Origin of the sequence: Kitasatospora sp. NPDC092286, assembly GCF_044755565.1 — a bacterium.
GTDB lineage: Bacteria > Actinomycetota > Actinomycetes > Streptomycetales > Streptomycetaceae > Kitasatospora.
The window spans coordinates 74,059-100,736 of sequence record NZ_JBIVRD010000033.1; the positions used below are offsets into that span (position 1 = coordinate 74,059).

22 protein-coding genes are annotated in these 26,678 nt (G+C 71.2%); 17 read left to right on the forward strand and 5 right to left on the reverse strand.

Annotation, left to right across the window (positions count from 1 at the left end):
- The first annotated feature begins 38 nt into the window (after positions 1–38).
- The 5 genes from tsf to rlmN all read left to right on the forward strand — a co-directional run bounded on the left by tsf (position 39) and on the right by rlmN (position 5,162).
- Complete coding sequence (gene tsf / locus ACIQIB_RS28625; protein ID WP_363608958.1) at positions 39–878, forward strand: translation elongation factor Ts; 840 nt, start codon at positions 39–41, stop codon at positions 876–878.
- 262 nt (positions 879–1,140) lie between these two features.
- Positions 1,141–1,905 (forward strand): UMP kinase, encoded by a 765-nt coding sequence (pyrH, locus tag ACIQIB_RS28630; protein WP_148642763.1) that lies wholly within the window; start codon positions 1,141–1,143, stop codon positions 1,903–1,905.
- A 98-nt stretch (positions 1,906–2,003) separates the two neighbouring features.
- Positions 2,004–2,561, forward strand: a complete 558-nt coding sequence (gene frr, locus ACIQIB_RS28635) for a ribosome recycling factor (RefSeq protein ID WP_363608960.1) — start codon at positions 2,004–2,006, stop codon at positions 2,559–2,561.
- 275 nt (positions 2,562–2,836) lie between these two features.
- On the forward strand, positions 2,837–3,967 hold the full coding sequence (locus tag ACIQIB_RS28640; RefSeq protein ID WP_363609006.1) for a phosphatidate cytidylyltransferase: 1,131 nt from the start codon (positions 2,837–2,839) through the stop codon (positions 3,965–3,967).
- 94 nt (positions 3,968–4,061) lie between these two features.
- Entirely contained in the window at positions 4,062–5,162 is a 1,101-nt protein-coding gene (gene rlmN / locus ACIQIB_RS28645; protein ID WP_363608962.1) for a 23S rRNA (adenine(2503)-C(2))-methyltransferase RlmN, read from the forward strand.
- A 48-nt stretch (positions 5,163–5,210) separates the two neighbouring features.
- Here rlmN and ACIQIB_RS28650 read toward each other — a convergent pair whose 3' ends face one another.
- The 4 genes from ACIQIB_RS28650 to ACIQIB_RS28665 form a co-directional block, all read right to left on the reverse strand.
- Positions 5,211–6,362 (reverse strand): hypothetical protein, encoded by a 1,152-nt coding sequence (locus ACIQIB_RS28650; protein ID WP_363608964.1) that lies wholly within the window; start codon positions 6,360–6,362, stop codon positions 5,211–5,213.
- 27 nt (positions 6,363–6,389) lie between these two features.
- Positions 6,390–7,175 carry an ABC transporter ATP-binding protein gene (locus ACIQIB_RS28655; RefSeq protein ID WP_363608965.1) on the reverse strand — a complete coding sequence of 262 codons (786 nt, stop codon included), beginning with the start codon at positions 7,173–7,175 and terminating at the stop codon, positions 6,390–6,392.
- A gap of 244 nt (positions 7,176–7,419) precedes the next feature.
- The gene (locus ACIQIB_RS28660; protein ID WP_363608967.1) at positions 7,420–8,814 is read right to left on the reverse strand and encodes an aspartate aminotransferase family protein; all 1,395 of its coding nucleotides are present in this window, start codon (positions 8,812–8,814) and stop codon (positions 7,420–7,422) included.
- Positions 8,811–9,284, reverse strand: coding sequence for an Lrp/AsnC family transcriptional regulator (locus ACIQIB_RS28665; protein WP_030243538.1), 474 nt, complete (start codon positions 9,282–9,284; stop codon positions 8,811–8,813). The genes ACIQIB_RS28660 and ACIQIB_RS28665 overlap by 4 nt, the downstream gene beginning before the upstream one ends.
- Positions 9,285–9,541: 257 nt before the next feature.
- On the opposite strand from ACIQIB_RS28665, the gene ACIQIB_RS28670 reads away from it, so the two are divergent.
- From ACIQIB_RS28670 to ACIQIB_RS28680, 3 genes are all read left to right on the forward strand, one after another.
- On the forward strand, positions 9,542–11,035 hold the full coding sequence (locus ACIQIB_RS28670; RefSeq protein ID WP_400761519.1) for a gamma-aminobutyraldehyde dehydrogenase: 1,494 nt from the start codon (positions 9,542–9,544) through the stop codon (positions 11,033–11,035).
- Positions 11,036–11,252: 217 nt separating this feature from the next.
- On the forward strand, positions 11,253–12,611 hold the full coding sequence (locus ACIQIB_RS28675) for an aspartate aminotransferase family protein (protein ID WP_363608971.1): 1,359 nt from the start codon (positions 11,253–11,255) through the stop codon (positions 12,609–12,611).
- A 70-nt stretch (positions 12,612–12,681) separates the two neighbouring features.
- Entirely contained in the window at positions 12,682–13,896 is a 1,215-nt protein-coding gene (locus tag ACIQIB_RS28680) for a spermidine/putrescine ABC transporter substrate-binding protein (RefSeq protein ID WP_363608973.1), read from the forward strand.
- A gap of 35 nt (positions 13,897–13,931) precedes the next feature.
- Here the strand turns inward: ACIQIB_RS28680 and ACIQIB_RS28685 are convergent, their stop codons facing one another.
- Positions 13,932–15,584 carry a PucR family transcriptional regulator gene (locus ACIQIB_RS28685; RefSeq protein WP_400658712.1) on the reverse strand — a complete coding sequence of 551 codons (1,653 nt, stop codon included), beginning with the start codon at positions 15,582–15,584 and terminating at the stop codon, positions 13,932–13,934.
- Between the two features lie 438 nt (positions 15,585–16,022).
- Between ACIQIB_RS28685 and ACIQIB_RS28690 the strand changes: the two genes are divergently transcribed.
- The 9 genes from ACIQIB_RS28690 (at position 16,023) to ACIQIB_RS28730 (ending at position 26,496) form a co-directional block, all read left to right on the forward strand.
- Positions 16,023–17,537 carry a gamma-aminobutyraldehyde dehydrogenase gene (locus ACIQIB_RS28690; RefSeq protein WP_363608977.1) on the forward strand — a complete coding sequence of 505 codons (1,515 nt, stop codon included), beginning with the start codon at positions 16,023–16,025 and terminating at the stop codon, positions 17,535–17,537.
- 59 nt (positions 17,538–17,596) lie between these two features.
- Positions 17,597–18,850, forward strand: coding sequence for a spermidine/putrescine ABC transporter substrate-binding protein (locus ACIQIB_RS28695; protein WP_363608979.1), 1,254 nt, complete (start codon positions 17,597–17,599; stop codon positions 18,848–18,850).
- Between the two features lie 44 nt (positions 18,851–18,894).
- Positions 18,895–20,040: an ABC transporter ATP-binding protein gene (locus ACIQIB_RS28700; protein WP_400761522.1), complete on the forward strand. Its 1,146-nt coding sequence runs from the start codon at positions 18,895–18,897 to the stop codon at positions 20,038–20,040.
- Positions 20,037–20,966, forward strand: coding sequence for an ABC transporter permease (locus ACIQIB_RS28705; protein ID WP_400658717.1), 930 nt, complete (start codon positions 20,037–20,039; stop codon positions 20,964–20,966). Before ACIQIB_RS28700 ends, ACIQIB_RS28705 begins: the two co-directional genes overlap by 4 nt.
- A complete protein-coding gene (locus ACIQIB_RS28710; protein ID WP_363608985.1) occupies positions 20,966–21,769 on the forward strand; it encodes an ABC transporter permease in 804 nt (267 codons plus the stop codon). The genes ACIQIB_RS28705 and ACIQIB_RS28710 overlap by 1 nt, the downstream gene beginning before the upstream one ends.
- 58 nt (positions 21,770–21,827) lie before the next feature.
- Complete coding sequence (locus ACIQIB_RS28715; protein ID WP_363608987.1) at positions 21,828–23,222, forward strand: FAD-dependent oxidoreductase; 1,395 nt, start codon at positions 21,828–21,830, stop codon at positions 23,220–23,222.
- A 186-nt stretch (positions 23,223–23,408) separates the two neighbouring features.
- On the forward strand, positions 23,409–23,840 hold the full coding sequence (locus ACIQIB_RS28720) for a hypothetical protein (RefSeq protein WP_363608989.1): 432 nt from the start codon (positions 23,409–23,411) through the stop codon (positions 23,838–23,840).
- 109 nt (positions 23,841–23,949) lie between these two features.
- Positions 23,950–24,747 carry a hypothetical protein gene (locus ACIQIB_RS28725; RefSeq protein ID WP_400761525.1) on the forward strand — a complete coding sequence of 266 codons (798 nt, stop codon included), beginning with the start codon at positions 23,950–23,952 and terminating at the stop codon, positions 24,745–24,747.
- 225 nt (positions 24,748–24,972) lie between these two features.
- Complete coding sequence (locus ACIQIB_RS28730; RefSeq protein WP_363608993.1) at positions 24,973–26,496, forward strand: CoA-acylating methylmalonate-semialdehyde dehydrogenase; 1,524 nt, start codon at positions 24,973–24,975, stop codon at positions 26,494–26,496.
- Positions 26,497–26,678: the final 182 nt, after the last annotated feature.

Sequence of the window (26,678 nt, forward strand, 5' to 3'; positions counted from 1 at the left end):
CCACGCAGACACGCGAGACGCGAGAAGAGATTCACACCATGGCGAACTTCACCGCCGCGGACGTCAAGAAGCTCCGTGAGCTCACCGGCGCCGGCATGATGGACTGCAAGAAGGCTCTGGAGGAGGCCGAGGGCGACGTCCAGAAGGCCGTCGAGCTCCTGCGCATCAAGGGCCAGAAGGGCGTTGCCAAGCGCGAGGGCCGCGACGCCTCCAACGGCGCCGTTGCCGCGCTGATCGCCGAGGACAAGAAGGCCGGCGTTCTGGTCGAGCTGAACTGCGAGACCGACTTCGTCGCCAAGGGTGACAAGTTCGTCGAGGTCGCCGAGGCGCTCGCCGCCCACGTCGCCGCCACCTCCCCGGCCGACCTGGAGGCCGCCCTGGCCTCCGAGATCGAGGCCGGCAAGACCGTTCAGCAGTTCGTCGACGAGGCCAACGCGACCCTGGGCGAGAAGATCGTCTTCCGTCGCTTCGCCCAGTTCGAGGGCGACAGCTTCGTCGCGGTCTACCTGCACAAGACCAGCCCCGACCTGCCGCCGGCCGTCGGCGTCCTGGTCGAGCTGGACAAGGAGAACGCCGAGGTCGCCAAGGACGTCGCGCAGCACATCGCCGCCTTCGCGCCGAAGTACCTGTCCCGCGAGGACATCCCGGCCGAGGAGCTCGAGAACGAGCGCCGCGTCGCCGAGGCCACCGCTCGCGAGGAGGGCAAGCCGGAGGCCGCCCTCCCGAAGATCGTCGAGGGTCGCGTCACCGGCTTCGTGAAGGAGAACTCCGTCCTGGAGCAGGCCTTCGCGAAGGACAGCAAGAAGACCGTCGCCAAGGTCCTCGCGGAGAACGGCGTCGCCCTCAAGCGCTTCGCCCGCTTCCGCGTCGGCGCCTGAGCCACGTTCCACCGGGCTCCCAGCACGCTTAGGCTGGGAACCGCCCCCGCCCGCTGACCAGGGCGGGAGGAACGCGCCGAACGGGCTCACCCAGCGTCATCCGTCTATGGGCGGGCCGCGTCGGCACCATGAACGACGAGGAGGCCATTGCCGTGCAGGACACCGTACCGGTTCCCGCGGCAGTGGCCTCCTCGCGTGTACGCGCAGGCCGGGCATCCGCACACCCGCGCCTGTGAACCAGTAGGTGCAGAAGGAGAAGTCCATGCAGGAGACGCAGGAGACCGCGCAGGACCCCCAGGCCGGCAGCCGCCGCCGGGTGCTGCTGAAGCTGTCCGGTGAGGCCTTCGCCGGTGGCGGCGGGCTCGGCGTCGACCCGGACGTCGTGCACGCGATCGCACGTGAGATCGCCACGGTCGTCCGCGCCGGTACCGAGGTCGCAGTGGTCATCGGCGGCGGCAACTTCTTCCGTGGTGCGGAGCTCCAGGTCCGCGGCATGGACCGGGCCCGTTCCGACTACATGGGCATGCTCGGCACCGTCATGAACTGCCTGGCCCTCCAGGACTTCCTGGTGAAGGAAGGCATCGAGACCCGGGTCCAGACCGCCATCACCATGGGCCAGGTGGCCGAGCCGTACCTGCCGCTGCGCGCCGTCCGGCACCTGGAGAAGGGCCGTGTGGTGATCTTCGGTGCCGGTATGGGCATGCCGTACTTCTCCACCGACACCACGGCCGTCCAGCGGGCGCTGGAGATCCACGCCGACGTGCTGCTGATGGGCAAGAACGGTGTGGACGGCGTCTACGACTCCGACCCCCGGACCAACCCGGACGCGGTCAAGTTCGACGCGCTGGAGTACTCCGAGGTCATCGCGCGCGACCTCAAGGTCGCCGACCTCACGGCGATCACGCTGTGCAAGGACAACAACCTCCCGATGCTGGTCTTCGAGCTGCTGGCGGAGGGCAATATCGCGCGCGCGGTGAAGAGTGAGAAGATCGGCACACTCATCAGCCAGGATTCTGTCCGGGCCTGAGCAGCAATCAGCCGTACCGGACGACGTCGACACCACGACCGGCCTCGACGCCGATACCGGTCGGGACAACAGCAGATGAACCGGACAGGGAGTACACAGTGATCGAAGAGACCCTCCTCGAGGCCGAGGAGAAGATGGAGAAGGCCGTCACCGTCGCCAAGGACGACTTCGCGGCGATCCGTACCGGCCGTGCGCACCCGGCGATGTTCTCCAAGATCGTCGCGGAGTACTACGGCGCCGTGACGCCGATCAACCAGCTGGCCTCGTTCTCGGTGCCGGAGCCGCGGATGGCGGTCGTCGCGCCGTTCGACAAGACCGCGCTGAAGGCCATCGAGCAGGCGATCCGCGACTCCGACCTGGGTGTCAACCCGTCCAACGACGGTTCCATCATCCGGGTGGTGCTGCCGGAGCTCACCGAGGAGCGCCGCCGCGAGTACATCAAGGTCGCCCGCGGCAAGGGTGAGGACGCCAAGGTCTCGATCCGTTCCGTGCGCCGCAAGGCCAAGGACGCCATCGACAAGCTGGTCAAGGACGGCGAGGTCGGCGAGGACGACGGCCGCCGTGCCGAGAAGGAGCTCGACGACACCACGGCCAAGTACGTGGCCAGCGTCGACGAGCTGCTGAAGCACAAGGAAGCCGAGCTGCTCGAAGTCTGATGAACGACGCCCCTGACGCCCCTGGCTACTGGGGCCCATCCGACCAGCAGTACCAGCCGTACCGCCCGCCGCAGCAGGCGCAGCCGCCGCAGAACCAGCACCGGCGGCCGCAGCAGCCGGGGCCGCAGCGGGCTCAGGAGTACCCCGGCCACCCGGGCGGCCAGGCCGCCTTCCCGGTCGCGCCGGCTGCTGCTGCGGGTGACCCCGCACACCGAACGGGTCACTCGCAGCAGCCTCCGGTGTACTGGGGCGGTGACGCGGAGGAGACTCAGGTCATGGCTCCCGTACCGGCCGACCCGGGGCCCGGCCCCGCGGAGGGGCCGGCCCGGGAGGCCGGGAGGCTGAGCGGCCCGCTGTTCCGGGACGAGCAGCCGGAGGCGCCGGTGCCGGGCGCGGCGGAGACGGTCGTGCTGCGCGCGATAACCGACGACGTCGCCCCCGGCCGCGGCGGTCGGCCGTACCCGGGAGCCCCGGTGCATCCCGCGCCGCCACCGAGCCACCCGGCGGCCGGGCAGCCCCACCTCGTGCCGACGTCCCATTCAGGGCAGGAGACACCTTTGGCCCAGCCCGATCCGCGGCCGCAGCCGCCCAAGCAGCGCGGCGGTCGCAACCTGCAGGCCGCGATAGGCGTCGGCGTCGGGCTCGGCGCGGTGATCGTCGCCTCGCTGTTCGTCGTGAAGGCGCTGTTCCTGGTCGTGGTGATGGCGGCCGTGGTGGTCGGCGTCTGGGAGCTGACCAGCCGGCTGGCCGAGCGCAAGGAGATCAAGGCGCCGCTGATCCCGCTGGCCGCGGGTGGCGTCGCGATGGTCGCGACCGGCTACTGGGCCGGGGTGCAGTGGGCCGCGGCCTCGCTCGCGCTGACCGGGCTGGCGGTGATGGTCTGGCGGATGGCCGCGCCGCCGGAGAACTACCTGCGGGACGTGACGGCGGGGATCTTCACCGCCTTCTACGTCCCGTTCCTGGCCACCTTCGTGGCGATGATGCTGGCAGCCGACGACGGTCCCCAGCGGATCGTGCTCTTCCTGATCGTCACGGTCTGCAGCGACACCGGCGCCTACGCCGTGGGCTACAAGTTCGGCAAGACCAAGCTGGCCCCGACCATCAGCCCGGGCAAGACCCGCGAGGGCCTGGCCGGCGGCATCGGCCTGTCGATGCTGGCGGGCGCCCTGCTGATGCAACTGATCATCGACGGCGGCAGCTGGTGGCAGGGCCTGATCCTGGGCGGCTGCGCGGCGGTCACGGCGACCCTGGGCGACCTGGGCGAGTCGATGATCAAGCGCGACCTCGGCATCAAGGACATGGGAACCCTGCTGCCCGGCCACGGCGGCATCATGGACCGGCTGGACTCGCTCCTGCCGACCGCTCCGGTGGTCTGGCTGCTGCTCGCGGCCTTCGTCGGCAGCTGAGCACCGCACAACCGACCGACGGGCCCCGGACGCCGAAGCGTCCGGGGCCCGCGCCGTTCGGGGCATCCGGAACGTCTGCGACACTGGAACAACCATGCCTAAGCCCGGAGAACTCACCTTTGTCGCGCCGCGTGGCGCCAAGCCCCCGCGACACCTCGCCGACCTGAGCCCCGCCGAGCGCAAGGAGGCCGTCGCCGAGCTGGGCGAGCAGGCCTTCCGTGCGAAGCAGCTCTCCAACCACTACTTCGGCCGGATGTCGAACGACCCGGCGAGCTGGACGGACATTCCCGCCGCCAGCCGGGAGAAGCTCACCGAGAGCCTGCTGCCCGAGCTGATGTCGGTGGTCCGGCACGTCTCGTGCGACGACGACACCACCCGCAAGACGCTCTGGAAGCTCTTCGACGGCACGCTCGTCGAGTCGGTGCTGATGCGCTACCCGGACCGGGTGACCATGTGCATCAGCTCGCAGGCCGGCTGCGGCATGAACTGCCCGTTCTGCGCGACCGGTCAGGCCGGTCTGACCCGGAACCTCTCCACCGGCGAGATCGTCGAGCAGATCGCCGCCGGGATGCGCGCGCTGAAGGACGGCGAGATCCCGGGCGGCGAGGCCCGGCTCTCCAACGTGGTCTTCATGGGGATGGGCGAGCCGCTGGCCAACTACAAGCGGGTGCTGTCCGCGATCCGCCGGCTCACCGACCCCGCGCCGGACGGCTTCGGCCTCTCCCAGCGCGGCATCACCGTCTCCACCGTCGGCCTGGTCCCGGCGATGAACCGGCTCGCGGACGAGGGCCTCAGCTGCCGCCTCGCGCTGTCGTTGCACGCCCCGGACGACGAACTGCGCGACGAGCTGGTCCCGGTCAACACCCGGTGGAAGGTCGCCGAGGTGCTGGACGCGGCGTGGAACTACGCGGAGAAGTCCGGCCGCCGGATCTCCATCGAGTACGCGCTGATCAAGGACATCAACGACCAGGCGTGGCGGGCGGACCTGCTCGGCCGGCTGATCAAGAACCACCGGGTGCACGTCAACCTGATCCCGCTGAACCCGACCCCCGGCTCGAAGTGGACGGCCTCCCGGCCCGAGGACGAGCGTGAGTTCGTCCGCCGGCTGCAGTCGCACGGTGTGCCGACCACCGTCCGGGACACCCGTGGCCAGGAGATCGACGGGGCCTGCGGCCAGCTCGCCGCGGCGGGCTGAACCACCGGATCCTGAATCACGGCGGGCCGAACGCCGCCGGGCGAGGCGTCAGCGCAGCCCGGCGGCCGCGAGCGCGGCGGTCAGCCCGCCGGTGACCAGCAGGACCGTGCCGACCGCGAGGGTACGCAGCGCGACGGCGCCGAACAGCAGCCGGGGCGAGGTGCCGATCCGCAGCAGTGCGGCGGTGACGTCCCGGCGGGCTGTGCGGACCTCGGCCAGCCGGGCCGCCACGGCCGCCGCCGCGCAGCCCAGCACCAGGCAGGCCTCGATCGCGGGCAGCGCGTCGGCGCTGTCGGGGGTGCCGATCCAGTAGCGGACGGTGGTGAGCACCATCGCGACCGCGAGGGTGAGCACGGCCAGCGGCGGCCCGAGCCGGCGGGCCTGCGCGGTCAGGCCCCGGCCGGCCAGCAGCCGCAGGGGCGTGGGCCGGCCGACCGCCAGCAGCCGCCCGGTCCAGGAGAGCAGCGGGCCGGTGAGCAGCGCGAGGCCGAGGGCGACGGCGGCCCAGCCGCCGAGCGCGGCGGTACTGGTGCTGCCGAGCCCGGCCGGGAGGTGGATCGGACGGCCGTCGGCGGCGGCGCCGGGCCGCAGGGCGATGAGCTCCAGGGCGAGGCCGAGTACGGCCAGGCCGATCGGCAGGGCGATCCGCAGCGGGCCGAAGCCGGACCGTGCGGGCCGGGGCACGCCGGGCAGGGTCTCGGCGAGTGGCACCGCGCCGGCCGCGGCGATCCCTGAGGTGAGCGGGACCAGGGCGAGCAGGGTGACCGGTGCGGCGGCGGGCAGCGGCACGCCCATGCCGAGCTCGGGGGCGAGCGAGGGACCGGCGATGTCATTGCGCAGGACCAGGAAGACCAGCAGGGTCAGTGCGCTTCCGACGGTGCAGGCGAGCGCGACCTCGCCGGCGATCAGGGCCCGGATGCGGGCGACACCCGCGCCGGCGGTGGTCAGGCCGGTGATCCGCTCGGGGCGCTGGGCCGGTACCGCGCGGGCGGCGACGGAAGCGAACCAGGCGACGGCGGCCAGTGGCGGCAGGCACCAGAGCAGCCGGACGACGGCGTCGGTGCCGCCGAGCGGGTCGCTCAGCGCCCGGCCGAGGGCGCGCAGCAGAAAGGCGGCGACGATTGCGCCGGCCAGGGCGGTGAGCAGCCAGCGGCCGAGGTCGAGCACCCGGTAGCCCCGGGCCAGACGGAGATAGAACACGTCGACTCTTTCAGCCGCGGGGCGGCGTCAGCGGCGGGTGGCCGATACGGCGGCGGCTCCGGCCGCTCCCGGTGTGCCGACTGTTCCGGGGGCTCCAGGGGCTCCGGGGAGACCGCGCGGGACGGGGGCGGCGGGGGCGGTCAGCCGGCCGTCGACGAGGGCGACGGAGCGGTCCGCGAACCGGACGAGCTCGGGATCGTGGGTGGCCAGGACGAGGGTGAGCTGGTGGGAACGGGCCGCGCTGGTCAGTATCCGCAGGACCTGGTCGGCGGCCTCGCGGTGCAGCGGCGCGGTGGGGTCGTCGGCGAAGACGACGGGCGGCAGCGGGGCGAGCGCGCGGGCGACGGCGATCCGCTGGCGCTGGCTCTGGAGCAGCCGGTCGGGCCGCTGCCTGGCGGCCTCGCCCACGTCGAGTCGCTCCAGCCACTCGTCGGCGGCGGTGTACGCGGCCTTGTTGCCGGCCCCGGCCAGCAGCAGGGGCAGCGCGACGTTCTCACGGGCGGTCAGTTCGGGGACCAGGTGCGGTTCGGAGCCGACGAAGCCGAAGCGGTCGCGGCGCAGCCGCTCGCGGCCGGCCCGGGCCAGGGTGTGCACGGGGGCGCTGTTGAACCAGACCTCGCCCTCGTCGACCGGGAGGAGGGCGGAGAGACAGCCGAGCAGGGTGCTCTTGCCGGAGCCGCGCGGGCCGGTCACGGCCAGTACCTCGCCCTCCCGGACGCCGAGCGAGATGCCGCGCAGGGCCGGGGTGCCGTGATGGGACTTGACGATCCCCCGGGCCCACAGCACGTCGTTGTCAGGCGGGGCCGCTGACATGAGGTTCCATCCTGGGTGGCCGCAGGGATATGACACTCGTCAGATTAGAACGACTGGAGCCGGGCGCGGGTGCGGCGCACTGGTCCATAACGGGCAAATCGCCCGCAATCAGGCGTGTTTGGTCGGGGAGATCGTCCGAAAAAACCGGAGGGAGGCGGCCGGAAGGGGCCGCGAACGCCGAAGGGCGGTCCCGCGGGGAGCGGGACCGCCCTTCGGCGGAGGGTGAGGAAGAAAGATCAGGTGGTCAGATCTTCGCCCACGCGTCGGTGAGGCTGGTCCGCAGGATCTGCTCGATCTCGTCGAAGGTCGACTGGTCGGAGATCAGCGGCGGGGCCAGCTGGATCACCGGGTCGCCACGGTCGTCGGCGCGGCAGTACAGGCCGTTGTCGAAGAGCGCCTTCGACAGGAAGCCGTAGAGCACGCGCTCGACCTCGTCGTCGTTGAACGACTCCTTGGTGACCTTGTCCTTCACGAGCTCGATGCCGTAGAAGTACCCGTTGCCGCGGACGTCGCCGACGATCGGCAGGTCGCGCAGCTTGTTCAGGGTGCCCAGGAACGCCGACTCGTTGTCGAGGACGTGCTGGTTCAGGCCCTCGCGCTCGAAGATGTCGAGGTTGGCCAGCGCCACCGCGGAGGAGACCGGGTGGCCACCGAAGGTGTAGCCGTGCAGGAAGGTGTTGTCACCCTTGTAGAACGGCTCGGCGAGGCGGTCCGAGATGATCGTGGCGCCGATCGGGGAGTAGCCCGAGGTCATGCCCTTGGCGCAGGTGATCATGTCGGGCTGGTAGCCGAACTTGTCGGCGCCGAACATGGTGCCGAGGCGGCCGAAGGCGCAGATGACCTCGTCCGAGACCAGCAGCACGTCGTGGCGGTCGCAGATCTCGCGCAGGCGCTGGAAGTACCCGGGCGGCGGCGGGAAGCAGCCGCCGGCGTTCTGCACCGGCTCGACGAAGACGGCGGCGACGGTCTCGGCGCCCTCGTTGAGGATCGCGACCTCGATCTCGTCGGCGCACCAGCGGCCGTACGCCTCGGGGTCGACCGTGCCGTCGGGGCCGGCCAGGAAGGCCGGGGCGCGGTAGATGTTGGTGTTCGGGGCCTTGTGGGTGCCCGGCACCAGCGGCTCGAACGGGGCCTTCAGGCCCGGCAGGCCGGTGATGGACAGGGCGCCCTGCGGGGTGCCGTGGTAGGCGACCGCACGCGAGATGACCTTGTACTTGGTGGGCTTGCCGGTCAGCTTGAAGTACTGCTTGGCAAGCTTCCAGGCGGTCTCGACGGCCTCGCCGCCACCGGTGGAGAAGAAGACCTTGTTCAGGTCGCCCGGGGCGTAGTTGGCCAGGCGCTCGGCCAGCTCGACGGCCTTCGGGTGGGCGTAGCTCCACACCGGGAAGAAGGCGAGCTCCTTGGCCTGCTTGGCAGCGGCCTCGGCGAGCTCCTCGCGGCCGTGGCCGGCCTGGACGACGAACAGGCCGGCGAGGCCGTCGAGGTACTTGCGTCCCTTGTCGTCCCAGACGTAGGTGCCTTCGCCCTTGACGATCGTCGGCACGGGGGAGTTCTCGTACGACGACATGCGGGTGAAGTGCATCCACAGGTGGTCGTAGGCGGTCTTGGAAAGGTCCTTCTGCGCCGGGTCGGCTGTCATCGGGTGCCCCAGGTGTAGGTCTGTTTCCGGAGCTTCAGGTAAACGAAGCTCTCGGTGCTCCGCACGCCGGGAAGCGCGCGGATGCGCTTGTTGATCAGTTCGAGCAGGTGCTCGTCGTCCTCGCAGACCAGTTCGGCCAGGAGGTCGAACGAGCCTGCGGTGCAGACGACGTAGTCGACCTCGTCGAGGGCGGCCAGCGCGTCGGCGACGGGTTCGATGTCTCCTTCGACCCGGATCCCGACCATCGCCTGGCGGGTGAAGCCGACGGTGAGCGGGTCCGTGACGGCGACGATCTGCATCACACCCTGGTCGAGCAGCTTCTGGACGCGCTGCCGTACGGCTGCCTCGGACAGGCCGACGGCCTTGCCGATGGCGGCGTACGGGCGGCGCCCGTCCTCCTGGAGCTGCTCGATGATCGCCTTGGAGGCGGCGTCGAGGGGAACGCTGGCGTTCCGGTCGCGGTTGGCCACGCCGCCACTGTGCCCGATCGGACCTCTGTTCGCAAGCGTGGCAGCTGCTGATTTCGTCGCGATCTTGGAAATCGCATGCGGATTTCATCGCCTGGGCGTGCTTGGTCTGTCGATTCCAGCAGTTGTACGGCTAACCTGGCCCGGTACGCGCGCAGCTTCGCAGTGGAGCGCGCGTTCCCCCACCAGTGGACCGTGCCGCTTCGGGCTCGGCCACTCGGCATCGGAGGACGGCCGACCGGCAGGTGTGTCGACGTACCATGGCGCCGGACTCTGCAACGCCGCAGGACCAGACCGAGGAGAGACCCGTGAGCGACCTTCGCGCGCTGCGCAACTACATCAACGGTGAGTTCGTCGATGCGGCCGACGGCCGCACGCTCGACATCGTGGATCCCACCACCGGCGAGGTCTACGCGACGTCCCCGCTGTCCGGCGCCTCCGATGTGGACGCGGCCATGGCCGCCGCCGCCGCCGCCTTCCCGGTCTGGCGCGACGCCACCCCGAGCACCCGCCAGAAGCTGCTGCTGAAGATCGCGGACGCGGTCGAGGCGCGCGCCGACGAGATCGTCGACGCCGAGGTCCGCAACACCGGCAAGCCCCGCGCGCTGACCCTCTCCGAGGAGATCGGCCCGATGGTGGACCAGATCCGCTTCTTCGCCGGCGCCGCCCGCCTGCTGGAGGGCAAGGCCGCCGGTGAGTACATGGACGGGATGACCTCGATCGTCCGCCGTGAGCCGGTCGGCGTCTGCGCGCAGGTCGCCCCGTGGAACTACCCGATGATGATGGCCGTCTGGAAGTTCGCCCCGGCGATCGCCGCGGGCAACACCGTCGTGCTCAAGCCCTCGGACACCACCCCGGCCTCCACCGTGCTGCTGGCCGAGATCATCGGCGGCGTCCTCAAGGAGCTGGACCTGCCGGCCGGCGTGTTCAACGTCATCTGCGGCGACCGCGAGACCGGCCAGGCCATGGTCGAGCACCCCACCCCGGCGATGGCCTCCATCACCGGCTCGGTCCGGGCCGGCATCTCGGTCGCGGAGTCGGCGGCCAAGGACGTCAAGCGGGTTCACCTGGAGCTGGGCGGCAAGGCCCCGGTCGTGGTCTTCGAGGACGCCGACATCGCCGAGGCGGTCGAGGGCATCTCGGTGGCCGGCTTCTTCAACGCCGGCCAGGACTGCACCGCCGCCACCCGCGTGCTGGTGCACGAGTCGATCCACGACGCCTTCGTCGAGGCGCTGGCCAAGGCCGCGGCCGAGACCAAGACCGGTGGCGTGGACGACGAGGACGTGCTCTACGGCCCGCTGAACAACGCCAACCAGCTGAAGCAGGTCTCCGGCTTCATCGACCGCCTGCCGGCGCACGCCAAGGTCGAGGCCGGTGGCCACCGGGTCGGCGAGGTGGGCTACTTCTACGCCCCGACCGTGGTCTCCGGCCTGAACCAGGACGACGAGATCATCCAGAACGAGGTCTTCGGCCCGGTCATCACCGTGCAGAAGTTCTCCGACGAGGACCAGGCCGTCGGCTACGCCAACGGCGTCGAGTACGCGCTGGCCTCCTCGGTGTGGACCAAGGACCACGCCCGCGCGATGCGGATGTCGCGCCGGCTGGACTTCGGCTGCGTCTGGATCAACACCCACATCCCGCTGGTCGCCGAGATGCCGCACGGTGGTTTCAAGAAGTCCGGCTACGGCAAGGACCTCTCCTCCTACGGCTTCGAGGACTACACGCGGGTCAAGCACGTCATGACCGCGATCTGAGCGGGTCATGGCCATCTGGCGGGGTATGACCGCGATCTGAGCGGGTCATGGCCATCTGGCGGGGTATGACCGCGATCTGACGCTGATCGTGTGATCTGACAATGGGCCCGGGTCGTTTCGACCCGGGCCCTTGCCCTGTCACCCTGTCGGCCGTTCGCATGACCGCCTGACACGATGAACCTGCACTTCACGGGTGGAACTCCCTAGCCTTACCGGCATGAGCATCCCCACCGCCGACTCAGCCGCCGGCCAGGCCGTCAAGGCCGCCGACCGCGCGCACGTCTTCCACTCGTGGTCCGCCCAGGCGCTGATCGACCCCCTCGCGGTGGCCGGCGCCGAGGGCTCGTACTTCTGGGACTACGAGGGCAACCGCTACCTCGACTTCTCCTCGCAGCTGGTGAACACCAACATCGGCCACCAGCACCCGAAGGTGGTCGCCGCGATCCAGGAGCAGGCGGCGAAGCTCTGCACCATCGCGCCCGGCTTCGCGGTCGAGTCGCGCAGTGAGGCCGCCCGGCTGATCGCCGAGCGCACCCCCGGCGACCTCGACAAGATCTTCTTCACCAACGGCGGTGCCGAGGCCAACGAGAACGCCATCCGGCTGGCGCGGCTGCACACCGGTCGCCAGAAGATCATGTCGACGTACCGCTCGTACCACGGTGCCACCGCCAACGCGATCGCCCTCACCGGCGACCCGCGCCGCTGGCCCAACGAGAGCGGTGTCTCCGGTGTCGTCCACTTCTGGGGCCCGTACGCCTACCGCTCCAACTTCCACGCCGAGAACGAGACGCAGGAGTGCGAGCGCGCGCTGCAGCACCTGGAGCAGGTGATCGCGTTCGAGGGCCCCGGCACCATCGCGGCGATCATCCTGGAGACCGTGGTCGGCACCGCGGGCATCCTGATCCCGCCGCCGGGCTACCTGGCCGGGGTACGGGAGATCTGCGACCGCTACGGCATCGTCTTCATCCTCGACGAGGTGATGGCGGGCTTCGGCCGCACCGGCGAGTGGTTCGCCGCCGACCACTGGGGTGTCACCCCGGACCTGCTGACCTTCGCCAAGGGCGTCAACTCCGGCTATGTGCCGCTGGGCGGCGTGGCGATCAGCGCGGAGATCGCCGCCACCTTCGCGGAGCGGCCGTTCCCCGGCGGGCTCACCTACTCCGGCCACCCGCTGGCCTGCGCCTCGGCCGTCGCCACCATCAACACGATGGCGGAGGAGGGCATCGTCGAGAACGCCAGGCACATCGGCGAGACGGTGCTCGGCCCGGGCCTGCGCGAGCTGGCCGAGCGCCACCCCTCGATCGGCGAGGTCCGCGGCCTCGGCGTGTTCTGGGCGCTGGACCTGGTCAAGGACCGCACCACCCGCGAGCCGCTGGTGCCGTACAACGCCGCGGGCGCCGCCAACGCGCCGATGGCCGAGCTGGCCGCCGCCTGCAAGCAGCGCGGGCTCTGGCCGTTCGTCAACATGAACCGCTTCCACGTCGTCCCGCCGTGCACCGTCACCGAGGAGGAGGCCAAGACCGGCCTCGCGGTGCTCGACGAGGTGCTGTCGCTGACCGACGCGCACACTGTCTGAGGAACCGACAAGGACGGCCCCGGGTCTTGCTCGTGCGCCCGGGGCCGCCGCATGCCCGGAAGGCCCATCCATGCCCAGCACCACCCTCACCCGCCGCCCCCTCGACGGCCGCCGCAGCGGACGCGGCCGGCTCACCCGCCGCTCCGTGCTCGGCACCGCCGGGCTGCTCGGCGTCGGCACCCTGACCGGCTGCGGCATCCCGGCCGCCTATGTCGACGAGGACCGCCGCTCGGCCCCGGACCGCTCGGAGCAGGAGAAGCGGCTGGCGTTCTCCAACTGGACCCAGTACATCGACGTCGACGACAGCGGCCGGCGCCCGACCCTGGACGCCTTCACCGAACAGACCGGGATCAAGGTCACCTACACCGAGGACATCAACGACAACGACGAGTTCTTCGGCAAGATCGGCCCGGTCCTGACCCAGGGCACCGACCCCGGCCGGGACCTGATGGTGGTCAGCGACTGGATGGCCGGCCGGTACGTCTCGCTCGGCTGGGTACAGGCCATGGACCGGGCCAACCTGCCCAACGTCACCGCCCAGCTGGACCCGCAGCTGGCCGATCCCGCCTTCGACCCCGGGCGCAAGCGCAGCGTGCCGTGGCAGTCCGGGATCACCGGCATCGCCTACAACCGCAAGGCGCTCGGCCGGGAGATCAGGTCCACCGCCGACCTCTGGGCACCCGACCTCAAGGGCCGGGTCACCCTGTTCGCCGGTCTGGACGAGGCGCTCGGCCTGCTGATGCTCGCCCAGGGCGCCGACATCGCCGCCTTCACCGACGACGACGCGCACCGGGCGATGGACCTGGTGCAGAAGATGGTCGACGCCCGGCACGTCCGCCGCTTCACGGGCAACGACTACACCAGCGACCTGGCCTCCGGCGCGGCGCTGGCCTGTCAGGCCTACTCCGGTGACGCCGTCCAGCTGACCGCCGAGAACCCGGACATCGAGTTCGTGGTGCCCGAGGAGGGCGGCGAGCTCTGGGCGGAGAGCCTGCTGATCCCCAACCGGGCCGGGCACAAGCGCAACGCCGAGCTGCTGATCGACCACTACTACCAGCCCGAGGTGGCCGCCGAACTGGCCGCCTTCGTGCAGTACATCTGCCCGGTGCCCGCCGCCCGCGAGGTGCTGGCCGCGAGCGGGGACCAGGAGAAGGCCGAGCTGGCGGAGCACCCGCTGGTCTTCCCGACCGAGGAGATGCGCGCCCGGCTGCGCACCATGCGCGATGTCACCTCCGCCGAGCGGCCCGAACTGCACAAGGTCTGGGGCCGCATCACCGGGGTGTAGCGGGACCGGGCCCGGCGGTCACCGGGCCCCGGTACTCACCGGCGGACGGCGTCCAGCGCGAGCAGCGCCACGTGCAGGGAGAGGCAGGACTCGACCTGGTCGAGATCGACGCCGAGGATCCGCTCGACCTTGTGCAGCCGGTCGTAGAAGGAGGGCCGGGACAGGTGCGCGGCATCGGCCGCCGCGGACTTGTTCCGGCCGTGCTCCAGGTAGATACGCAGCATCTGGACCAACTGGCCGTTGTGCTCGGCGTCGTAGGCGAGCAGCGGGCCGAGTTCGCGCTCGACGTAGGTCTGCAGCCGGGCGTCGTCGCGCAGCAGGTGCAGCAGACCGCGCAGCCGGACGTCGGGCAGCCGGTAGTAGGCGGCGGCGCGGCCGCCGGGGGAGTCGTGCAGGGCGGCGTCGGCGACCTGGGTGGCCTCCAGCAGGGTGCGCCGGGCGTCGCGGACCGAGCCCACCGAGGAGCCGACGGCGACGACGGGGGCCGGTACGGGGGCGGCGTCCCGGTTGGCGTCCGCCGTCAGCCGGCGCAGCGCGGCGGAGAAGGCGTCCAGCGCGGTGTGCTCGTCCTGCTGGGTGCCGAGCGCGATCAGGACGCCCACCCCCTCGTCGTCCAGCGCTCCGACCAGGGCGGAGAGCCGGCAGCCGCGGATCGCGCCGGCCGCCAGCTCGGTGAAGTCGCGCAGCCTGGCCTGGGCCTCCAGGGCGGCCGGGATCGGCCCGCGCCGCTGCCGCAGCACCACCCCGACCAGCCGGCGGCCCTCCAGCGGAACGCCGAGCGCCTGGGCGCGCAGGGCCACCTCGGAGACGGTCAGCGCGTGGGTGAGGATGCCGGAGAGCAGGGTGCGGTGGGTCTGCCGCTCCAGGCTCTCCCGGTCCCGGACGACCAGCCGGTTGAGGGCCAGGGCGGACGCCCCGCGTTCCAGCAGCATCGTGTGCGGGTGGGCCTCGCCCTCCGGCAGCGGTGCCGGGTCCTCGACCAGGACGAGCCGGCCCCAGTCCTGGCCGCGGGCGCCGACCGTGGTCACCAGCCAGCCGCTGCGCGGGTCGTGGCCGGTGCGCCCGGGCGGACGCACCCCGCGCGAGCGGCGCTCCCAGTCCTCCAGCAGTTCGCTCTCCGGCCGGCCGGCGGGGTCATGGGCCAGTACCTGGTGCGCCAGGTTCTCCAGCACGACGGGTGCGCCCGCCATCCGGGCCACCTGGCGGACCACCTCACCGGGTTCGGCGCCCTCCACCACCAGTTCGTTGAAGACCTGGTGGACCGCCTCCGAGGTCCGCAGCTGCTCCAGCTGGGCGTTGACCACCAGGGCGTGCACGGCCTCGGTGACGGCCACGAAGCGCAGCTCGCGGCGGAGCACGATCAGCGGCAGCCCGCGCTGCTCGGCGGCGTGCACCAGGGCGCGGGGGAGCGAGTCGAAGTAGCGCCGGCCGAACTCGACGACCAGCCCGGCCACGCCGACCTCGTCCAGCTCGCGGACGTACCGGGCCAGCCCGTCGCGGTCCTCGGGCAGCGCGATACCGGTGGTCAGCACCAGTTCGCCGCCCTGGAGCACCCCGGCGACATCGGGCAGCTCACTGACGTGGACCCAGCGGACCGGGCGCTCCAGGCGGTCGGCGCCGGCGACGACCTGGGGCAGGCCCCGCCGCATCACTTCGAGATCGAGCACGCGGGCGACGGTGGGGAGCATCGCGGGGCCTCCAGGGATCAGAGTGTCAGGTAAATCATCCCTCCTGGCGACGATCTGTTGCCCTCCGTGAACCCTTCCACCCTGTAAGGCCCTTCGCGTCGAGGTTGTCGGAGTGACCCTTGTCACGCCGGGGCGGCAACAGGCATGGTCAGCGGGTCGGCTGTGGCGAGACACCAACATCACCGGCGGAATCCGTCGTGTCACCGGGCAGCGACGGCGGAATCCCTTGTCGGGACGCCGCAGGGCTGCCAGGATCGCGCCATCCCGGAAGATCAACCGGGCCGGATTCCCCCGTACCGCAGACGCGGCGACTCGATCAGTCGGACGACGCCGGTACGGGACCGCCGCCCACCGGCATCTGCGGCATGACGGGAACCGGACGATCGGACGATCGGACGCCATGCGGGCAGCCGAACCACCGGCACTTGGAGGAACCAGATGGACCTGACCGACTTCGGAGCGGGCGCGCAGTACATCGCGGGCCGGCAGAGCCGGGGGAGCGGCGATCCTTTCCAGGTCGTCAACCCGGCCGACGGCAGCGTGGTCGAGCAGATCTCCCTCGCCTCCACCGACCAGGTGGACGCCGCCGTCGCCGCCGCCCGGGCCGCACTGCCCGAGTGGTCCGGCGCCACCCCCGGCGCCCGCTCCGAGGCGCTCACCCGGCTGGCCGCCGTCCTCACCGGGGCCGCCGCCGACCTCGCCCGGGTGGAGACCGCGCAGACCGGCAAGCCGGTCAAGCTCTCCACCGAGTTCGACGTCCCCGGCACCATCGACAACGCCGCGTTCTTCGCCGGGGCGGCCCGCAATCTGGAGGGCAAGGCGGCCGGCGAGTACTCCGGTGACCACACCTCCTACGTGCGGCGCGAGGCGATCGGCGTGGTCGGCTCGATCTCCCCGTGGAACTACCCGCTCCAGATGGCCGCCTGGAAGATCCTCCCGGCCATCGCGGCGGGCAACACCATCGTCCTCAAGCCGGCCGAGCTGACCCCGCTGACCTCGCTGATGTTCGCCCGGGCCTGCACCGCGGCGGGCATCCCGGACGGCGTGGTCAACGTGGTCACCGGCGCCGGACGCACCGCCGGGGAGCATCTGGTCTCCCACCCGGGCGTCGCGATGGTCTCCTTCACCGGCTCCACCCCGGTCGGCAGGCGGGTCGCCGAACTCGCCACCGCGACCGTCAAGCGCACCCACCTGGAACTGGGCGGCAAGGCCCCGTTCGTGGTCTTCGACGACGCCGACCTGGACGCCGCGGTGCACGGCGCGGTCGCCGCCTCGCTGATCAACGGCGGCCAGGACTGCACCGCCGCCACCCGCGCCTACGTCCAGCGCCCGCTCTACGACGCCTTCGTGGCCGGCGTCGCCGAACTGTACGGCGCGATCCGCCTCGGCGACCCGCTGAACCCGCGGACCGACCTCGGGCCGCTGGTCTCCCACACCCACCGGGACCGGGTGGCCGGCTTCGTCGAGCGGGCCCGCTCCTACGGCGCCACCGTCGTCACCGGCGGACGCGCCCCGGAGAAGGGCCACGACGGCACCGACCTCACCCGCGGCGCCTACTACCTGCCCACCCTGATCACCGACGCCGCGCAGGACCGCGAGGTCGTCCAGGGCGAGATCTTCGGCCCGGTCCTGGTCGTGCTGCCCTTCGACAGCGACGACGAGGGCCTGCGGCTGGCCAACGACACCCCGTACGGCCTGGCCGCCTCGGCCTGGACCGGCAATGTGCACCGCTCGCTGCGGGCCACCAGGGAGATCGCGGCCGGCTGCGTCTGGGTCAACGACCACATCCCGATCATCAGCGAGATGCCGCACGGCGGCTACAAGTCCTCCGGCTACGGCAAGGACATGTCGCAGTACTCGCTGGACGAGTACACCCAGGTCAAGCACGTCATGTTCGACACCACGGCGGTGGCCCGCAAGGACTGGCACCGCACCGTCTTCGGAGACAGATAACCCTCACCCAGGGGCGCCCCCCAGCCGCCCCGACCTCTCGCCCCCAGGAGGCCCGTTCCATGGCGTTCAACGAGCTCACCGACGGTCTGCCCGAACCGGTCCGCAAGGCCTGGGAACGCAGTCTGACCAGCGGACGGGCCTCCCTCGGCCGGCGGGCGCTGCTGCGCGCCGCCGCCCTCACCGCCGGCGCGGGCACCCTGGCCGCCTGCGGCATCCCGGCGGCCAGGACCGCCGGGACCGGCGACTCGACCGCGAACGCCGCCAAGGACCTCTCGGACAGCCAGAAGGAGGTGAACTTCTCCAACTGGCCGCTCTACATCGACTCCGACGAGAAGGACAAGGAGCGGCACGGCACCCTGGACGCCTTCACCGCGGCCACCGGTATCAAGGTCAGGTACAACGAGGACGTCAACGACAACGTCGAGTTCTTCGGCAAGGTCAAACCGCAGCTCGCGGCGGGCCAGGACACCGGCCGCGACCTGATGGTGCTCACCGACTGGATGGCCGCCCGGATGATCCGCCTCGGCTGGGCGCAGAAGCTCAACCAGGCCAACGTCACCACCGCGATCACCACCATCGACTCCCGCTTCCGCGCCCCCGACTGGGACCCGGGCCGGCTCTACTCCTACCCGTGGGCCGGCATCCAGGTGGTGATCGCCTACAACAAGAAGGCCACCAAGGGGAAGGAAGTCGCCTCGGTCTCCCAGTTGCTGGACGACCCCGACCTCAAGGGCCGGGTCACCTTCCTCTCCGAGATGCGCGACAGCATCGGCATCACCCTGCTCGACCTCGGCAAGGACCCGGCGAAGTTCACCGCCGACGACTACGACGCCGCGGTCGCCCGGTTGCAGAAGGGCGTCGACAGCAAGCAGATCCGCCGCTTCACCGGGAACGACTACGGCCAGGAGCTCTCCTCCGGCGACATCGCCGCCTGCGTCGCCTGGGGCGGCGACCTGATCCAGCTCCGTGCCGACAACCCGGACATCGAGTTCGTCATCCCGGAGAAGGGCTTCGTCTCCTCGACCGACAACATGCTGATCCCGGCCAAGGCCCAGCACAAGACGAACGCGGAAAAGCTGATCGACTTCTACTACCAGCCGAAGATCGCGGCGCAGCTGGTCGCGGGCATCGGCTTCGTCTCCGCCGTCACCGGGATGAAGGAGGAGCTCGCCGCCCTCGCCCCGGACACCGCGGCCAACCCACTCGTCGTCCCCACCCCCGAGATGGCGGCCAAGGCGCACGTGTTCCGCACCCTCACCGAGACCGAGGAGAGCGACTTCGAGCAGAAGTTCTCCAAACTCATCGGCGCCTGACCTCCCCACTGACGGCAGAGACAGCAGAAACCAGGAAGACACCCATGACAGACCAGCTGCGCGACGCGGCGGCCACGGGCGGCGATGTCCGCCTCACCGGCATCGGCAAGACCTACGGCTCCTTCACCGCCGTCCACCCGCTCGACCTGACCGTCCCCCAGGGCTCCTTCTTCGCCCTGCTCGGCGCCTCCGGCTGCGGCAAGACCACCACCCTGCGCATGATCGCCGGTCTGGAGGAGCCCACCTCCGGCACCGTCCTGATCGGCGGCCAGGACGTCACCGCCCTGCCCCCGTACAAGCGGCCGGTGAACACCGTCTTCCAGAGCTACGCGCTCTTCCCGCACCTCGACATCTTCGAGAACGTCGCCTTCGGCCTGCGCCGCCGCGGCCGCAAGGACGTCAAGAAGCAGGTCGACGACATGCTGGAACTGGTCGAACTCGGCCCGTACGCCCGGCGCAAGCCGCACCAGCTCTCCGGCGGCCAGCAGCAGCGCGTCGCCGTCGCCCGCGCCCTGATCAACCACCCGCAGGTGCTGCTCCTGGACGAGCCGCTCGGCGCCCTCGACCTCAAGCTCCGCCGCCAGATGCAGCTTGAGCTCAAGCGGATCCAGACCGAGGTCGGCATCACCTTCGTCCACGTCACCCACGACCAGGAGGAGGCCATGACCATGGCCGACACCATCGCGGTGATGAACGGCGGCCGGGTCGAACAGCTCGGCGCGCCCGCCGACCTCTACGAGAACCCCGCGACCACCTTCGTGGCCAACTTCCTCGGCCAGTCCAACCTGCTGCCCGCCGATGTCACCGGCGCCGACGGCGGCGACCTGCTGCTCACCGCCGACGGCACCCGCCTCGCCGTGCCCAGGGCCCGCTGCGCCACCGACGCCAGGAAGGTCCACCTCGGGGTCCGGCCGGAGAAGATCACCATCGAGCACGCCTCCGCCGAGGTCGCCGACGGCCGCAACCGGCTGGCCGGCACCGTGGTCGACTCCAGCTTCATCGGCGTCTCCACCCAGTACCTGGTGCGCACCGACGGGGGCCAGGAGGTGACGGTCTTCGAGCAGAACATGGAGCGCGACGCCCGGATCGTCCCCGGCGCGCCGGTCGTCCTGCACTGGAACCCGGCGCACTCCTTCGCCCTGGACGCCGCGCAGGCGATCGACGCGGGCACCGGGGAGGAGGCGGCATGACCACCACCACCCCGGCGGCGCCGCCGCAAGTCATACCGCTCCCGGAGGCCGCCCGGAAGCCGAAGCGCAAGCTCACCCCGTACTGGCTGCTGCTGCCGGGCATCGCCTGGCTGGTCGTCTTCTTCGCCGTGCCGATGGTCTACCAGGGGTCGACCTCGCTGCAGACCGGCTCGCTAGAGGACGGCTTCAAGGTCACCTGGCACTTCGCCACCTACTGGGACGCCCTGGTCGAGTACCGCTGGCACTTCGTCCGCTCGTTCGGCTACGCCGCCACCGCGACGGTGCTCTGCCTGACCATCGGCTACCCGCTGGCGTACACGATCGCCTTCAAGGCGAGCAAGCGGTGGCGCAACGTCATCCTGATCCTGGTGATCGCGCCGTTCTTCACCAGCTTCCTGATCCGCACGCTGGCCTGGAAGACCATCCTCTCGGACGGCGGCCCGGTGGTCGGCGCCCTCAACGCGCTGCACATCCTGGACGTCACCAGCGCGATCGGCCTCACCTCCGGCGACCGGGTGCTGGCCACGCCGCTCGCCGTGGTCTGCGGTCTGACCTACAACTTCCTGCCGTTCATGATCCTGCCGCTGTACACCTCGCTGGAGCGGATCGACCCGCGGCTGCACGAGGCCGCCGGCGACCTCTACGCCCGGCCGTTCACCACCTTCCGCAAGGTCACTTTCCCGATCTCGCTGCCGGGTGTGGTCGCGGGCACGCTGCTCACCTTCATCCCGGCCTCCGGCGACTACATCAACGCCCAGCTGCTGGGCTCGCCGAGCGAGCAGATGGTCGGCAACGGCATCCAGAAGCAGTTCCTGAACGTGCTCGACTACCCCACGGCGGCCGCGCTGAGCTTCATCCTGATGGCCCTGATCCTGGGCATGGTGACGGTCTACATGCGCAAGGCCGGGACGGAGGAACTGGTCTGATGTCCCGAGTGCTCACATGGGTCCGCGCCCATCTGGTGGTGCTGGCAGGTCTGCTGGCCCTGGCCTACCTGGTGCTGCCCAACCTGGTCGTCCTCGCCTTCTCGTTCAACAAGCCGGTGGGCAAGTTCAACTACGAGTGGTCCGAGTTCTCCACCGACGCGTGGACCAATCCCTGCGGTGTGGCCGACATGTGCCAGTCGCTCTCCCTCAGCCTGCAGGTCGCGGTGCTCGCCACCATCGGCGCCACCGTGCTCGGCACCATGGTCGCCTTCGCGCTGGCCCGCTACCGCTTCCGCGGCCGCTCGGCCACCACCGCGATGATCTTCCTGCCGATGGCCATGCCCGAGGTGGTGATGGCCGCCTCGCTCGGCACGCTCTTCCTCAACATGCGCATCCCGTTCGGCTTCACCACGATCCTCATCGCGCACATCATGTTCTGCCTGAGCTTCGTGGTGACGGCGGTCAAGGCACGCGTGATGAGCATGGACCCCCGGCTCGAACAGGCCGCCCAGGACCTCTACGCGACGCCGACCCAGACCTTCCTGCGGGTCACCCTGCCGCTCGCCGCCCCCGGCATCGCGGCCGGCGCGCTGCTCAGCTTCGCGCTCTCCTTCGACGACTTCATCATCACCCAGTTCAACTCGGGCCCGACCACGGTCACCTTCCCGATGTTCGTCTGGGGCGCCTCGCAGCGCGGCATCCCGGTGCAGGTGAACGTCATCGGTACCGCGATGTTCATCGCCGCCGTCGCGCTGACGGTGGCCGGCCAGTGGCTCGGCAACCGTCGCAAGGCCACCGCCTGACCTACCGTCGGGGTGGCCGCCCAACCATCACCTATGTGCAGAAAGTGGCTGATAATGCATGGACTCCGCCCGCGCGCTCAGTGACGCCAGGCCCACCCCCTTCTGGCTGGAGGACCCGGGCCGGCCGGAGGCGCTGCCCGCCCTGGTCGGCGACGCCACCTGTGACCTGCTGGTCGTCGGCGGCGGCTACTCCGGCCTCTGGACCGCCCTCATCGCCAAGGAGCGCGACCCCTCGCTGGACGTCGTCCTGGTCGAGGGCAACGAGGTGGGATGGGCCGCGTCCGGGCGCAACGGCGGCTTCTGCGCGGCCAGCCTGACCCACGGCTTCGGCAACGGCCTGCAGCGCTGGCCCGCCGAACTCGGCCAACTCGAGCGCCTCGGTGCCGCCAACCTGGACGGCATCGAGGCCACCCTCAAGCGCTACGGCATCGACGCCGAGTGGGAGCGCACCGGCGAGATCGACGTCGCCACCCAGCCCCACCAACTCGCCGAACTGCACGAGATCGCCGAGGCCGTCGCCGAGTACGGCTTCGACATCACCGTGCTCGACGCCGACGCGCTGCGCGCCCAGGTCGACTCGCCGACCTTCCTCGGCGGGCTCTGGGACAAGGAGGGCGTGGCGATGGTCCACCCCGCCAAGCTCGCCTGGGGTCTGAAGGACGCCTGCCTGCGCCAGGGCGTGCGGATCTTCGAGCACACCAGGGCACTGGACCTGCGTGAGTACGGCAGCGGCATGGCCGTCCGCACTCCCTACGGCCGGGTCTTCGCCCGCCGGGTCGCGCTCGGCACCAATGTGTTCCCGTCCCTGGTCAAGCGGGTCCGCCCGCTGGTCGTCCCGGTGTACGACTACGCGCTGATGACCGAGCCGCTCAGCGAGGAACAGCTCGCCGCGATCGGGTGGAGCGGCCGGCAGGGGCTCAGCGACAGCGCCAACAAGTTCCACTACTTCCGGCTCTCCGCCGACAACCGGATCCTCTGGGGCGGCTACGACGCGGTCTACCACTACGGCGGCCACGTCCGGAACGAGTACGACCAGCGGCCGGAGACCTTCCGCACGCTGGCGCACAACTTCTTCCGCTGCTTCCCGCAGCTGGAGGGCGTGCGCTTCACCCATGCCTGGGGCGGCGCCATCGACACCTGCAGTCGCTTCTCGGCCTTCTTCGACACCGCCTACCGCGGCCGGGTCGCCTACGCGGCCGGGTTCACCGGGCTCGGCGTCGGGGCCACCCGGTTCGGCGCCGAGGTGATGCTCGACCTGCTGGCGGGCGAGCGCACCGAGCGCACCACGCTGGAGATGGTGCGGAGCAAGCCGCTGCCGTTCCCGCCGGAGCCGGTGCGCTGGGCCGGCATCGAGATCACCACGCGGTCCCTGCAGCGCGCGGACCGCAACGGCGGGCACCGCAACCTCTGGCTGCGCACGCTCGACCGGCTGGGGCTGGGCTTCGACAGCTGACCGCCGCGCCTCCGGTCGCGCGTCCGCCGCGGTGATGCGTCCGCTGCGGCGACTTTCGGCCGGGTGACGCATCCGATCGGGTGATCCGTGTAAGAGAGACCCGCCGTCCGCCTCTCGTTGGTGACGGCGGGTCTCGGTTCCCGCCGCGCCGCGAGCAGCGTCAGCGCTGAGGAACGGGGACGGCACATGGAGAGCACCGGACTGCACTGGCTCGCCCAGGCGGCACCGGACCCGGAGGCGTTCAGGGAACAGTGGGAACGCACCGGACTGGGACTGATGCTGTTGCCGGCCGGGCGGAGGTGGGACGTCCTCTCGGTGCCCGGCCGACTCGGCCGGCCGGCCCTGGAGATCCTCGGTGACGGCCTCTGCGGGCCGGTCCTCACCGACTTCGGGGGCGAGAGCGTCGGCTTCCTCGTCCCCGTCGGCACGGCGGCCCGGTGGATCGGCACCGGCGTGCGCTGCGCGGGCGACGGCACCTGGATCGTCGTCCCGCACCCCCGGCCACGCAGCCGGGGAGCGCGCTGGCTCGTCCCGCCCGACGGCTCCGGACGGCTCAACGACCCCGCCCTGCTGGAGCTCGCCCTGCACGAGGCCGCGGCCCGGCTCCGGGACTGGTGAGACGGGAGCCACCGGCGGGGTACCGGAGGCCGAGGGCGGCATCGCGTCGGTTGAAGGGTGGAAGGGGCGCGTGGGGGCGTGGGGCGGGCGGTCGCGTCAGACTGGAGGCGTGATCACCGTCCCGGACGCCGTCGACGCGTCCCTTCGCCCGGGCCCGGCCCAGCTGCGGCTCGCCGAACTGGTCCGGCCCGTCTGCGACCGGCTCGGACTGGCCCTCGCCGGCGGCCATGCCCTGCGGGCCCACGGCGTACCGGCCTGCCCCCAGGACGGGCTGACCCTGGTCACCAGCGGCGGCACCGATCTGCCGGAGGCCGCGGCCGAGCTGGCCGCCGCCTACCGGGCGGTCGGCGGCGGCGTCGCGGAGCGGCCGGGCACGCCCCGGTTGGAGCAGCTCTCCGTCCGGCTCACGCTCGGCGGCCGCACCCACGCGGTGGAGCTGCGCAAGGAACCGCTGGGCCACCGACCGGTCCGGCTCGACCTCGGTGCGCCCGTGCCCGGCGGGCCCGCGCTGACGCTGACGGCCGTCGCCCTGGAGGACGCGGCCGCCCTGGCCACCGCGCTGCTCGCCGACCGCGGCCTGCCGCGCGACCTGATCGACGTACACGCCCTGACCGCCTGGTACCGGGAGGGCGAACTGCTCGCACTGGCAGTCTCGTTGGACGCGGACTTCCAGCCCGCCGTGCTCGCCGACCGGCTGGAGACGCTGGCCGACGCCGCCGACGGACGGTTCCGGGCCCGGGGGTACCCGGGCAGCGCGGTCGGCGGGCTGAAGCGGTGGGCGTTGGCGTGGTCCCAGGATCTGCGACTGGATCTGCTGGAGACCCAGGAGGCGGCGGACGGGTTGCACGACCCGTACCTGGAGGAGACGGACGGCGCCGAGGAGACGGACGGTACGGAGGCGGTCTGAGGGAGGGCCGGCGGGGCTTCGCCCGTTCGGCGGACCCGGCCGACGACCTGTAAGGCTGAATCCCCGATCCCCGTCAGCCTGTTCGTTGAGGTGGGCCGTGGAGGCCAGCAGACTGGGAGATGAGCGCGGTAGCCCCGTGAATCCCGTCGCCCGGCCCGCACACGGGCGGCGCCAGACAAGGGACCGGCGGCAGGACGCCGCCCGGGACTTCGGAGGCAGACGACCTTGAGCAAGCACATCACGCACTGGATCGGCGGCGCGCCCGTCGCCACCGCCGGCGCCGCGCCCCGGCGCGGCGACATCTTCGACCCGGCCACCGGCCAGGTCTCGGGACACGTCGACTTCGCGGAGATCGCCGAGGTCGACCAGGCCGTCGCGGCCGCCGCCTCGGCCTTCACCGAGTGGCGCAACGCCTCGGTCGCCAAGCGCGCCACGGTGCTCTTCAGCTTCCGCGAACTGCTCAACGCCCGCCGGGACGAGCTGGCCGCGATCATCGTCTCCGAGCACGGCAAGGTGCACTCCGACGCGCTGGGCGAGATCGCCCGCGGTCTGGAGGTCGTCGAGTACGCCTGCGGCATCCCGCAGCTCATCAAGGGCGGCTTCACCGAGCAGGCGTCCACCGGCGTCGACGTCTACTCGATCCGCCAGCCGCTCGGCCCGGTCGCGATCATCTCGCCGTTCAACTTCCCGGCGATGGTGCCGATGTGGTTCTTCCCGATCGCCATCGCGGCCGGCAACACGGTCGTCCTGAAGCCCTCGGAGAAGGACCCGTCCGCCGCCAACTTCCTGGCCGGGCTGTGGAAGGAGGCCGGTCTCCCCGACGGTGTCTTCAACGTCGTCCACGGTGACAAGGCCGCCGTGGACCGGCTGCTGGAGCACCCCGACATCAAGTCGGTCAGTTTTGTCGGCTCCACCCCGATCGCTCGCTACGTGTACGAGACCGGCACCCGCTACGGCAAGCGCGTGCAGGCCCTCGGCGGCGCCAAGAACCACATGCTGGTCCTGCCCGACGCCGACCTGGACCTCAGCGCCGACGCCGCCATCAACGCCGGGTTCGGCGCGGCCGGCGAGCGCTGCATGGCCGTCTCGGTGCTGGTCGCGGTCGACCCGATCGGTGACGAGCTGGTCGAGAAGATCAAGCAGCGGATGGCCACCCTGAAGGTCGGCCCCGGCTGCAACGGTGAATCGGAGATGGGCCCGCTGGTCACCGGCCAGCACCGGGACAAGGTCACCTCCTATGTCGAGTCCGGTGTCGCCGACGGCGCCGAGCTGGCCGTCGACGGCCGGAAGCACCCGATCACCGCCGAGGACAGGAACGGTGCGCCGACGGCGGACGGTTTCTGGCTCGGCCCCACGCTGTTCGACCACGTGAAGCCCGGCATGTCCGTCTACAACGACGAGATCTTCGGCCCGGTGCTGTCGGTGGTCCGCGTCGCCTCCTACGAGGAGGGCGTGGCCCTGATCAACGCCAACCCGTACGGCAACGGCACCGCCATCTTCACCAACGACGGTGGCGCGGCCCGGCGCTTCCAGTTCGAGGTGGAGGTCGGCATGGTCGGCATCAACGTGCCGATCCCGGTGCCGGTCGCCTACTACTCCTTCGGCGGCTGGAAGGCCTCCCTGTTCGGTGACGCGCACGCGTACGGTCCGGACGGCGTGCAGTTCTTCACCCGTGGCAAGGCCGTCACCCAGCGCTGGCTCGACCCCTCGCACGGCGGCATCAACCTCGGCTTCCCGACCAACAGCTGAGCCTCGACCGGCGCCCCGAGCAGCCGGCCGGACCCTTCCCCCGGGGGTCCGGCCGGCTTCTTTGCGCGATGTTTGCTTCCTTCCGCCGATGGGCGTAGTGTTCTCTAGTCGCTCGACAGGGAGCACCGGACACGCATCGGCGCGGACGGTCCCGGGGCGGCCAATCCACGAAACACCACTTC

Coding starts and splice junctions, on each gene's coding strand:
- ACIQIB_RS28695 (WP_363608979.1), top strand. CDS start 17,597: ATGGCGTTCAACGAGCTCACCGACGGTCTGCCCGAACCGGTCCGCAAG.
- ACIQIB_RS28675 (WP_363608971.1), top strand. CDS start 11,253: ATGAGCATCCCCACCGCCGACTCAGCCGCCGGCCAGGCCGTCAAGGCC.
- ACIQIB_RS28700 (WP_400761522.1), top strand. CDS start 18,895: ATGACAGACCAGCTGCGCGACGCGGCGGCCACGGGCGGCGATGTCCGC.
- ACIQIB_RS28660 (WP_363608967.1), bottom strand. CDS start 8,814: ATGACAGCCGACCCGGCGCAGAAGGACCTTTCCAAGACCGCCTACGAC.
- ACIQIB_RS28685 (WP_400658712.1), bottom strand. CDS start 15,584: ATGCTCCCCACCGTCGCCCGCGTGCTCGATCTCGAAGTGATGCGGCGG.
- ACIQIB_RS28710 (WP_363608985.1), top strand. CDS start 20,966: ATGTCCCGAGTGCTCACATGGGTCCGCGCCCATCTGGTGGTGCTGGCA.
- ACIQIB_RS28670 (WP_400761519.1), top strand. CDS start 9,542: ATGGCGCCGGACTCTGCAACGCCGCAGGACCAGACCGAGGAGAGACCC.
- pyrH (WP_148642763.1), top strand. CDS start 1,141: ATGCAGGAGACGCAGGAGACCGCGCAGGACCCCCAGGCCGGCAGCCGC.
- ACIQIB_RS28690 (WP_363608977.1), top strand. CDS start 16,023: ATGGACCTGACCGACTTCGGAGCGGGCGCGCAGTACATCGCGGGCCGG.
- ACIQIB_RS28680 (WP_363608973.1), top strand. CDS start 12,682: ATGCCCAGCACCACCCTCACCCGCCGCCCCCTCGACGGCCGCCGCAGC.
- ACIQIB_RS28705 (WP_400658717.1), top strand. CDS start 20,037: ATGACCACCACCACCCCGGCGGCGCCGCCGCAAGTCATACCGCTCCCG.
- ACIQIB_RS28655 (WP_363608965.1), bottom strand. CDS start 7,175: ATGTCAGCGGCCCCGCCTGACAACGACGTGCTGTGGGCCCGGGGGATC.
- tsf (WP_363608958.1), top strand. CDS start 39: ATGGCGAACTTCACCGCCGCGGACGTCAAGAAGCTCCGTGAGCTCACC.
- ACIQIB_RS28720 (WP_363608989.1), top strand. CDS start 23,409: ATGGAGAGCACCGGACTGCACTGGCTCGCCCAGGCGGCACCGGACCCG.
- ACIQIB_RS28640 (WP_363609006.1), top strand. CDS start 2,837: ATGGCTCCCGTACCGGCCGACCCGGGGCCCGGCCCCGCGGAGGGGCCG.
- ACIQIB_RS28715 (WP_363608987.1), top strand. CDS start 21,828: ATGGACTCCGCCCGCGCGCTCAGTGACGCCAGGCCCACCCCCTTCTGG.
- rlmN (WP_363608962.1), top strand. CDS start 4,062: ATGCCTAAGCCCGGAGAACTCACCTTTGTCGCGCCGCGTGGCGCCAAG.